This window comes from Halorubrum tibetense, from assembly GCF_042661865.1.
GTDB classification, from domain to species: domain Archaea; phylum Halobacteriota; class Halobacteria; order Halobacteriales; family Haloferacaceae; genus Halorubrum; species Halorubrum tibetense.
Genome location: NZ_JBHSWW010000559.1, coordinates 1 through 805, shown reverse-complemented (window position 1 = coordinate 805; position 805 = coordinate 1). Strand labels below are relative to the sequence as shown.

Annotated in this window: 2 protein-coding genes; both read left to right on the top strand. The window is 46.7% G+C overall.

The window, feature by feature from the left end:
* Positions 1-134: 134 nt before the first annotated feature.
* A complete protein-coding gene (locus ACFQEU_RS16955) occupies positions 135-611 on the top strand; it encodes a DUF4265 domain-containing protein (protein WP_379784044.1) in 477 nt (158 codons plus the stop codon).
* Between the two features lie 15 nt (positions 612-626).
* A partial coding sequence (gene yaaA, locus ACFQEU_RS16950) for a peroxide stress protein YaaA (RefSeq protein ID WP_379784046.1) occupies positions 627-805 on the top strand: 179 nt, incomplete at its 3' end.

The window sequence follows — 805 nt, the reverse complement described above, 5'->3', positions numbered from 1 at the left end:
TGGGCTCCTACGTCTGCCGTAGCCGATGACTAGCGAGTGTCCTAGCGACACTAGAGACAGTGCATTGGGTTAGATCCACGCTTTGCCTTATAATCCCCCGCCATTCGCCTACCGTAACTGTTTTAGGATATGCCATGAACGCCCTTCAAGTGATCGAAATTTTTGCCGGTCTTAACCCCCAAGGTCAGCCCGTTGCCGAAAAAGTTCAGGTGCGGGTTAATGAAGATCAAAGCTTACAGCTAGTAAAGTCCCCAGCGTTTGTTAAAGGCTTGGCCAGTGGCGACAATATTCAATTTGATGAACAATCTCAGGAATTTGAGATTGTGCGTCGCAGTGGCAATGTGTGCGTCCGGGTGTTTTCTCGCGATGATATCAAGGCCGTTGCCGAACAACTGACACCTGCATTAGAAAAATTGGGCGGTGAACTGGATATTGAAACGCCGCGTATGTTGGTTTACAGCGTGCATGTGAGTTTGGGCTTTAGCGTTATTGAAGATATCTTAAATGATTGCCTCGATGAAGAGTGCATGTGGCTGTACGGCAATGTTTACGACCCCCAAGATGGCAAAACACCGTTGAATTGGTGGCAATCTATACTCGCGCCTGAATAAAGTTGGAAATTAGTAATGTTATTGGTTATCTCGCCGGCAAAAACCTTAGACTTTGACACTGCTTGGAAAATCGCGAAAACGACGCAACCGGATTTCCTCGACTACTCTCAAACGCTGATCAATGGCCTAAAAAAATTATCTCCCCACGATATTTCTGCGTTGATGAGTGTGAGCGATAAGATCGGCACGTTGAA